Genomic DNA, 8,469 nt, shown 5'->3' on the forward strand with positions numbered 1-8,469 from the left:
ACAAAGAATCCTTCGGATTCTTGCTAACGTCAGAGCGTCTGTGGACAGACGGCGCGTCGCCACCGCGCGGACCGGCCGAAACGACGCTGAGCGATGGCCTGCTGCTCACCCATGTCACGCTGGTCTGGCGCGAAGGCCAGCGCGAAGACTGGCTCAAATTCGGCAAACCGGTCGCTGAGCGGATCGTCAGTCGCAGCGAGCGGATCGAGAGCTACGCTGCGGGCCAGGTGTTCGCCTTGGTGCGCTGGGCATCCAATGATTATGGTACTGTCCGCTCGACGCTCGACATCGTGCGCGCTGTCAGAGTGGGTGAACCTTGCACCCGGATCATGCAGGTCGATCCCGGTGGCGAACTGCTGCTGTCGGTCCATGGCTGGCCCAAGGTCACGCAGGTCTTTCGCCTGATCGACGCAATCGAGGCAGCGGGCATCGACCCTTGCGAGGTCGCGCCCGATCATTGGCGGCACGTCCACAACCGCATGGCGGGCCGCGAAGTGCCGCGCGACTACAGCCCCGCGCGCCACCGCGCCTGGCTCCAGCGCAAGGCGCTGCTGTCATGATCCGGCGGCGTTTCGTCCTGGCTGGCGTCGTAGCCGCCGCCACACTCGCGACGCTGATCGTGCCGGTCTCGAGTCACGCGGTGTGGAACGCGACTGCCTCGGTGCCGACTGGGCTCTACGCCATCCGCAGCAAGGCTAGCCTGCATGTCGGCGAGCGGGTTGCAATCGAACCGCCGCCCGCGCTTCGCCACTTGCTCGCCGAGCGGGATTACCTTCCGAGCGGCGTGCCTCTCATCAAGCGCGTTGCCGCCGTCAGCGGTCAGCGCATCTGCCGCTTCGCGCATGGCGTGACCATCGACGGCGACTACGTCGGCGCGGCTCGTGCACGCGACCGTCTCGGTCGGCCACTGCCCGCCTGGTCTGGTTGCCACGAGCTGCGCAGCGGCGAGCTGTTCGTGATGAACCCGGCGGCCCCCGACAGCTTCGACGGGCGATACTTCGGCGTGCTCCGCATGGCCGATGTGATCGGTCGCGCGACGCCCGTTTGGACCGACGAAGCGGGCGATGGCGACCATGTCTGGTTCGCCGATCCCCGCGCCAGCGAGCTTTCCCCCACCACCAACGAAGGAGACTGACCCATGCGTATTGGAACATTTATTGCCGCCGATGGCGGCTATGCCGGGCATCTACACACGCTGACGCTCGACATCGATCTTGTCCTCGTCCCGGCAGACCCATCGGACAGCGAGAACGCGCCAGACTACCGTGTCATTGCAGGATCGGACGACGAGGCGCGCGAGGTCGGTGCAGGCTGGAAGCAGGTTGGCGAAAAGGCAGGCGATTATGTCAGCCTCCAGATCGACGATCCGAGCTTCGTGCAGCCGTTGCGCGGCAACCTGTTCAGCGACGAAGGCAATGCCCACGTCCTGGTCTGGTCGCGCCCGTCCCGCCGCGAAAAGGCGGATTGAGCAATGCGCTGGCCAAGCTCGCTCCGCCTCGCTCTGGCTGCGCTCGTGCTGTTCGGCGGCGCGCCTGCCTTTGGGCAGGTTGCCGCCGAACAAATGCAGCGCCGCACCGTCGACATTGCTGCGCACGTCGCCGAGGCCTCGCAGCGCTTCGGCATCCCGGAACAATGGATCTACGCCGTGATGCGCACCGAAAGCGCGGGCCGGATCGGTGCGGTCTCGTCAGCAGGCGCAATGGGTCTGATGCAGTTGATGCCCGGAACCTGGGCGCGGCAACGCGCCCGGTTCGGGCTGGGCAGTGACCCGTTCAACCCGCGCGACAACATCATTGCTGGCGCTTCCTACCTTCGCGAGATGTACGACAGTTACGGCACTTCAGGCATGCTCGCAGCCTATAATGCCGGGCCGGGCCGCTACGAACAATGGCGGGATGGCGGTCGCGCGCTTCCCGCCGAAACTCGCGCCTACGTAGCCAAGATCGCACCAATGTTGCAGCCTGGCAGCACGGCGACTGTCGTCGCCAGTGCATCGCCCGGGCAACCCTTGCGCATCGCATGGACGCAAAGCGGACTCTTTGCCGCACGATCAGGTGCGACCGAGGCAGCGCCGGGCGCGGACATCGGAGAAGGTACGGCGGCTGCGCCACCTGCTTCTCCCCGTCCTCTCCGCGGCCTCTTCGCCCCCGTTTCGGGGAGCCGGATGCAGTGATTGCCACTTTCGTCCTCTGGCGCGTCATGGCGTGGATTGGCGCGCAAATGTGCGGAAAGTGGGCCGTGAAGGGAGAAAGGTCAGGAGGATGGCGAGATAAAGGAACGGCTGGCTGTGGGGGTTGTGAGGTGCAGAAATCCTTGGCTCCAAGCGCCACCCACTTTTTTGGCCTGCTGGCATCGTGCACTCAAACTCGCGCAATACCGCCAATTTCGCAGCCATCCCCTGCCCGGAGATCACTTTTCCTGTGAGCGAGGACGATTTCGAAGTGAGGCCAGGTCGTGTTCGTGATCGCGGACGACCGTCGGGCCAGAAGGCCAAGTCGCTCGTCGGGCGGGTTCTCCAGGTCTCGAAGCGGGCGGGATACTCCTCGCTCGGGCGGCGTGTCGGTCGCGGCACCGGTCGATCAGGTCGAGGTCGCAGCGCCGCGCTGGCGATGCGCCGATCACGAACCCAGCGCCGGGTGATCATCAAGGCGCGCGTGGTGCGTCAGAAGGGCGCTCATTTTCGCGCTGCTCCGCTCGCCCGCCATCTCACCTATCTCAAGCGCGACGGCGTTGACCGCGAGGGAAGCGAAGGCCGACTGTTCGATGCGGACAGCGACAGCGCCGATGGCGAACTCTTCGCCGAACGCTGCGAGGATGACCGGCACCACTTCCGGTTCATCGTCTCGCCCGAGGATGCCGCCGAGATGGAAGACCTGCGCGCCTTCACCCGCGAGTTGATGGACGACATGGCGCATGACCTTGGCACGCGGCTCGACTGGGTAGCTGTCGATCATTGGAACACTGACAACCCGCACATCCACATCCTGGTGCGCGGCAAGGCCGACGATGGCCAGAACCTGGTCATCGACCGCGACTATATCCGCGAAGGGATGCGCGGCCGCGCGGAGGAACGGGTCACAGCCGAACTCGGTCGCCGCACCGAACGGGAAATCGCACAGGCCCTGCGCCGCGAGGTCAGCGCCGAGCGCTGGACCAGTCTCGACCGCAGTCTGCAACGCCTTCAGGACGATTGCGGCCTCATCGACCTGCGGCCGGACCCAACCGGTCACGCGCGTTCTGATCGCGCATTGCTGATCGGCAGGGCCACAGCGCTCGAACGGCTCGGGCTGGCGGACGCGCACGGCCCGGCGTGCTGGACTCTCGGCAGCGATCTTGAGGGCAAGCTGCGCGCGCTGGGCGAGCGCGGCGATATCATCAAGACCATGCACCGCGCCATGGCGCGCCAGATTGGCAGCGCCGAGACCGGGCGCTTTGCGATGCATCAGGACGCTCCCGACAATCCCGTCATCGGCAGGCTGGTAGAACGCGGGTTGTTCGATGAGCTCACGGGCGAAGCCTATGCGATCGTCGATGGTGTCGATGGCCGCATCCATCATCTGAAGCTTCCGGAACTTGAAGCAACGGGCGATGCCGAACCCGGTGCGATCGTGGAGCTGAGATCGTGGGATGACAATCGGGGACGCCGCCAGCAATCTCTGGCACTGCGCTCGGATCTGGCACTCGGCGACCAGGTGGCGGCGAGCGGTGCGACCTGGCTTGACCGTCAGTTGGTCGCGGCGGAGCCGCTCATCACTGGTAGCGGGTTTGGCGCCGAAGTCGAGCAGGCCAAGATCGCGCGCGCCGAGCATCTCGCCCGCGACGGTCTGGCCAAGCAGCACGGGACACGGATCATCCTCGCCCGCGATCTCATCGCGACCCTGCGCGACCGCGAGCTCACCGGCGCCGTAGCCGCCATCGCCCACCGCACCGGGCTTGACCATGTGCCCAGCGAGGAAGGCGAGCGCGTGAAAGGAGTCTACCGCGAGCGGATCAAGCTCGTCTCGGGTCGCTTCGCCATGATCGAGCATGCCCATGGATTCGAACTCGTGCCCTGGAAGCCTTCACTCGACAGGCATCTGGGCGAGCAGGTGATGGGCACCATCAAGAGCGGTGGCGGGATTGAGTGGACACTTGGCCGAAGTCGCGGGATTTCTATTTGACGATCAGGCGCACCGGCCAGTCGAAGTGTCTCCGCTGCTCGCGCCGCTGCGTTTCGCTTTCGGCATAGGCAAGTTCTGCTCGCACGATTCCGAAGTCATCCGGGAACAGCGGCACGGAACTCGACATGAGCTCCGCCGAACCGGCTTCCCGAAACAGGGCGTATGGCGCGAGCTGGCGCAGAATGCTGACCGCATGATCCTTGCTTTGTCCGCGCTTGCCGGTGACCGCCAGCCCGACACCGATCGCGCGGGCCAATTCGACATCATCGATCCGTACCTTCATCACAGCATCGCCAGTTGCCGGTCGCAATCGCCGTTGAGGCAGGCATCGGCGCGGAGTGCGGCGGCTACGGCATTGCGGTAATGGACAGTCCCGTACTTCTCGGCTTCGGGGAATGGCACGGGAGTCCATTCTTCGCCTGGGTAGACGCTTTCGTAGATCGCGCGCGCGGCTTCGCGCAGCGCCGGGTCGTGCTGCATAGTCTTCATTCCTGTCGCAAAGCCGAATCGGCAAGGCTGGAACGATAATCGTTCTATTTATGTTCTTCAAGCTTTCGACGGGAGGCTGACTGCCGCTATCCCGCTCCCGCCAGCCCTTCCGATCATCCGCCATGCTGCGACCGCCACAGCCAGAGGCTTGCAATTCCGCAACTGCACCGCCGACATGCCCGCCGAAACGGGAAGGAGCCTGGTCATTGTCTGCCGCGAAGATCCTCTGGGGCCAGGTGCTGGCCGTCTTCATCATCATCCTGGCGAGCGTCTGGGCCGCGACGCAGTGGACGGCTTCAGCGCTTGGCTTCCAGCCCGAACTGGGCGCGCCCTGGTTCTCCGTCTTCGGTCACCCGGTCTATCGGCCCTATGACCTCTTCTGGTGGTGGTTCTCCTACGATGCCTATGCGCCGGAAGTCTTCGATCACGGCGGGATGATCGCGACGTCGGGCGGGTTCGTGGCGATCGTGGTTGCCATCGCCATGTCGGTCTGGCGCGGCCGCGAAAGCAGCAATGCCAAGACCTATGGCTCAGCACGCTGGGCCGAGCGCGCCGACATCAAGCGCATCGGCCTCCTGTCCGAAACCGGCGTCGTGCTCGGCAAATTCCAGAACAACTATCTGCGCCATGATGGTCCCGAACATGTGCTTTGCTTCGCGCCGACCCGCTCAGGCAAAGGCGTCGGCCTCGTCATCCCGACGCTGCTGACGTGGCCCGGATCGGCGATCGTCCACGATATCAAAGGCGAAAACTGGACCCTGACCGCCGGATTTCGCGCAAGTTTCAGCCGCACGCTCCTTTTCGACCCCACCAACCTTGCTTCGGCGCATTACAATCCGCTGCTCGAAGTGCGCCGCGGGATCAGCGAAGTGCGCGATGTCCAGAACATCGCCGACATCCTGGTCGATCCCGAGGGCAGCCTCGAGAAGCGTAACCATTGGGAGAAGACCAGCCACGCCCTACTGGTGGGGGCAATCCTCCATGTACTCTATGCTGAGCGCAACAAGACCCTCGCCGGGGTCGCGGCGTTCCTCTCCGATCCCGGACGAACGATCGAAGACACGCTCGATGCGATGATGGCAACCGCGCACTTGGGCGAGGCTGGCCCGCATCCGGTGGTAGCCAGTGCCGCGCGCGAATTGCTGAACAAGTCCGACAACGAGCGGTCCGGGGTGCTCTCGACCGCGATGTCCTATCTCGGGCTTTACCGAGATCCGGTCATCGCCGAGGTCACCAAATGCTCGGACTGGCGGATCGCCGATCTGGTCGAAGCCAAGCGGCCCGCAACGCTCTACCTCGTGGTGCCACCGTCCGACATCAGCCGGACCAAGCCGCTGATCCGCCTGATCCTCAACCAGATAGGGCGCAGGCTTACCGAAGAACTATCACCTAAGACGCAGCGCCACCGATTGCTGATGATGCTCGACGAGTTCCCTGCCTTGGGGAGGCTCGACTTTTTCGAAAGCGCGCTGGCATTCATGGCGGGCTACGGCCTCAAGTCGTTCCTGATCGCGCAGTCGCTCAATCAGATCGAGCGCGCCTATGGCAAGAACAACGCAATCCTCGACAACTGCCATGTTCGTGTGGCGTTCGCGACCAACGACGAGGGAACCGCCAAGCGGGTTTCGGAATCGCTGGGGACCGCGACCGAGCAGCGCTCAATGCGCAACTATGCCGGACACCGGCTGTCGCCTTGGCTCGGACATCTGATGATTTCACGCTCGGAAACTTCGCGTCCGCTGCTCACCCAGGGCGAAATCTTGCAGCTTCCCGATACCGACGAGATCGTGATGCTGTCCGGCTCGCCGCCGATAAAGGCCAAGAAGGCGCGCTATTATGCTGACCCGAGATTGCAGGCACGCATTCTGCCGCCACCGGGATCCGGAACATCGAAGCGTAATTCTGCGAAGTCTGACGACTGGAGTGCGCTGCCGGCAATCAAGCCGACGCCAAAGAAGAAGCGCAAAGCTGAGGCCCACGATGATGCTGCCAATAGCGGCATCCGCCGTGAGCCGGAGATCCCGGCGCATGTCGATATAGTGCCGAAGAAGGGAAACGAACGTTCTGCCGAATTCGACTTTGGCGACCAGGCCAAGGGATCTGATGATGCCGCGCGCGCCGAACGACTGCGCATCGACATGGCTCGCCGCGCCCGCCAAGCCTCGCTCGATCCCGGTGACGGAATAGCGCTGTGAAATCAAAGCATACCTTCCGCTTGCCGCCCGATCTCGCCGACCGGCTAGCCGACTACGCCCGGCGCAAGCGTGTCACACAGGCGCAGGTCGTCGAGACAGCCTTGAACTCGTTTCTGTCGCCAGACGGCTCTGAACGCATGGAAGCGGCGTTCAGCCGGCGGATGGACAAGGTCGTGCGTCAACTCGACAAGCTGGATTACCGGGCCGAACTGAATTCTGAGGCGTTGGCGCTGTTCGTGCGGTTCTGGCTGACCGCCAACCCGGCGCTTCCGGATGCGGCTCGGCCCGCAGCCCAGGCGCAGGGCAAGGAGCGGTTCGAGGGCTTTGTCGAAGCCTTGGCGCGGAAGATGGAGTTCGGACCGAAGCTTGCAGATGTGACGAGCCGTGCCGATCGCAAAGTCTAAGTTGCGGACGGTCCGGAAAGTCCGCTTTTGCGGACGAACTCACAGTGAGATTCCATTCGCCCATCCTGTTCGATGCAGCGGGCGACATTGTCAGGGCGACTTAACCGTAGTGCGGGTCACGCATCAAAATGCTATAGTTTGTCCAGATCATCGAATGCCAAAATCGCCCAAGCTGCTCGCACCCGGTCCAACGTTGCCTCAAAATCTTCGCTTTCTTCGCCTATGGGAATCGATCTAGCAATTTGATCATACAGCCCGCGCGCCGCTGGCCTCGACACGGACGAGCCAGCGTTTTTGCGTACTGCTAGGCACTCTGGACTGTCACATCCTTCACGTACCGCTCCACTTAGCGTTGTGAGGACAGATCGGATGGGGGCTTCAATTCCGTCCTTGGCATTCCGGGCGATCAGTATGCGCGCCGGCAATCCAGCTAGGAATGCCAAGTCAGGCACAACGCGCAGTACGAAGTGCCGAGAGTATTCGCACTTCTCGGGATCGCCGCCGCCGGGATATGCCGTCTCAATCATATTCAGAGGCTCGCCCACTAACCATCGTTTCAGCATCGCTTCGATCACGGGAAGCGCATGCCGACCCCGCTGATCGTCAGTCACCAGCCTTTCATATGCGCCCCCAAACAGCCCCTGAACGTTCTCAGGCCGAACCAGTTCGAGCAGCTTTGCGGGCTTCTGATTCAGCCATGCGAGCAAGGCTTCAACTGCGGCTATTGTGCTCGCGCTATGCTGCTGATCATCAAAAATGACACAAATCTCACGGAGTGTGCCAACGGACACACCCGTTAGACCCGACACTTGGTCAAGCCATTGATCTGCTTCAGGTGGTTCAAGTTGCTTCCTTGCAGCAAACGCGGATGCGATGCGGCTTTCAATCCACTCTTCGTCACCGCGTTTCCGCGCTCGGAACGCTGCGAAGGAACGGCTAAGCAGCGTTCTCAATGGGGCGTCACCACCGTCGTCTGCTGGCGCTGGCAACCTACTCAGCAGGTATGCAGGCATCCCATGATCAATCGTTCCTTCGTGTATCCTATCCAGCAGCGCCGTTGTCGGATCGTCGATCACCAGACACTGATCGCTTTGGGAAAAGATCGATTGGAGCGTCATCCAATGGGCGTTGATCAAATTTGCCTGATCGTCGAACTCAACGACACGACTGGGAACGACCAACACAAAGCCCTGCGAACCTTCGTTAGCGTCCGCGCTCGTG

At 63.0% G+C, this 8,469-nt stretch carries 9 protein-coding genes and 1 pseudogene; 7 read left to right on the forward strand and 3 right to left on the reverse strand.

Annotated elements, in window-relative coordinates:
• Nucleotides 1–20 precede the first annotated feature (20 nt).
• The 5 genes from B2V17_RS14565 to B2V17_RS14585 all read left to right on the forward strand — a co-directional run bounded on the left by B2V17_RS14565 (nucleotide 21) and on the right by B2V17_RS14585 (nucleotide 4,160).
• On the forward strand, nucleotides 21–560 hold the full coding sequence (locus tag B2V17_RS14565; RefSeq protein ID WP_292998888.1) for a DUF2840 domain-containing protein: 540 nt from the start codon (nucleotides 21–23) through the stop codon (nucleotides 558–560).
• Nucleotides 557–1,135: a S26 family signal peptidase gene (locus B2V17_RS14570; RefSeq protein ID WP_292998890.1), complete on the forward strand. Its 579-nt coding sequence runs from the start codon at nucleotides 557–559 to the stop codon at nucleotides 1,133–1,135. Before B2V17_RS14565 ends, B2V17_RS14570 begins: the two co-directional genes overlap by 4 nt.
• 3 nt (nucleotides 1,136–1,138) lie before the next feature.
• A complete protein-coding gene (locus tag B2V17_RS14575; protein WP_120220333.1) occupies nucleotides 1,139–1,468 on the forward strand; it encodes a DUF736 domain-containing protein in 330 nt (109 codons plus the stop codon).
• Between the two features lie 45 nt (nucleotides 1,469–1,513).
• A complete protein-coding gene (locus B2V17_RS14580; RefSeq protein WP_414690819.1) occupies nucleotides 1,514–2,173 on the forward strand; it encodes a lytic transglycosylase domain-containing protein in 660 nt (219 codons plus the stop codon).
• Nucleotides 2,174–2,420: 247 nt separating this feature from the next.
• Nucleotides 2,421–4,160 (forward strand): relaxase/mobilization nuclease domain-containing protein, encoded by a 1,740-nt coding sequence (locus tag B2V17_RS14585; protein WP_292998893.1) that lies wholly within the window; start codon nucleotides 2,421–2,423, stop codon nucleotides 4,158–4,160.
• Here the strand turns inward: B2V17_RS14585 and B2V17_RS14590 are convergent.
• Together B2V17_RS14590 and B2V17_RS14595 are read right to left on the reverse strand one after the other, a co-directional pair.
• Nucleotides 4,153–4,443, reverse strand: a complete 291-nt coding sequence (locus tag B2V17_RS14590; protein WP_120220327.1) for a hypothetical protein — start codon at nucleotides 4,441–4,443, stop codon at nucleotides 4,153–4,155. The two genes, B2V17_RS14585 and B2V17_RS14590, sit on opposite strands and share 8 nt — an antisense overlap.
• Nucleotides 4,443–4,640, reverse strand: a complete 198-nt coding sequence (locus tag B2V17_RS14595; protein ID WP_172595042.1) for a hypothetical protein — start codon at nucleotides 4,638–4,640, stop codon at nucleotides 4,443–4,445. Before B2V17_RS14595 ends, B2V17_RS14590 begins: the two co-directional genes overlap by 1 nt.
• Nucleotides 4,641–4,855: 215 nt before the next feature.
• Between B2V17_RS14595 and B2V17_RS14600 the strand changes: the two genes are divergently transcribed.
• Both B2V17_RS14600 and B2V17_RS14605 read left to right on the forward strand, forming a co-directional pair.
• On the forward strand, nucleotides 4,856–6,844 hold the full coding sequence (locus B2V17_RS14600) for a conjugal transfer protein TraG (protein ID WP_120220323.1): 1,989 nt from the start codon (nucleotides 4,856–4,858) through the stop codon (nucleotides 6,842–6,844).
• 20 nt (nucleotides 6,845–6,864) lie between these two features.
• Entirely contained in the window at nucleotides 6,865–7,248 is a 384-nt protein-coding gene (locus B2V17_RS14605) for a CopG family transcriptional regulator (RefSeq protein ID WP_292998897.1), read from the forward strand.
• A gap of 131 nt (nucleotides 7,249–7,379) precedes the next feature.
• On the opposite strand, the pseudogene B2V17_RS14610 reads toward B2V17_RS14605, so the two are convergent.
• Nucleotides 7,380–8,469: pseudogene (locus tag B2V17_RS14610) on the reverse strand (helicase); the annotation flags it as partial.

Origin of the sequence: Novosphingobium sp. UBA6272, assembly GCF_002440635.1 — a bacterium.
GTDB lineage: Bacteria > Pseudomonadota > Alphaproteobacteria > Sphingomonadales > Sphingomonadaceae > Novosphingobium.

What these genes read in the sequence shown, in the direction of transcription:
- B2V17_RS14595 (WP_172595042.1), bottom strand. Translation starts at nt 4,640, where the DNA reads ATGCAGCACGACCCGGCGCTGCGCGAAGCCGCGCGCGCGATCTACGAA.
- B2V17_RS14590 (WP_120220327.1), bottom strand. Translation starts at nt 4,443, where the DNA reads ATGAAGGTACGGATCGATGATGTCGAATTGGCCCGCGCGATCGGTGTC.
- B2V17_RS14575 (WP_120220333.1), top strand. Translation starts at nt 1,139, where the DNA reads ATGCGTATTGGAACATTTATTGCCGCCGATGGCGGCTATGCCGGGCAT.
- B2V17_RS14570 (WP_292998890.1), top strand. Translation starts at nt 557, where the DNA reads ATGATCCGGCGGCGTTTCGTCCTGGCTGGCGTCGTAGCCGCCGCCACA.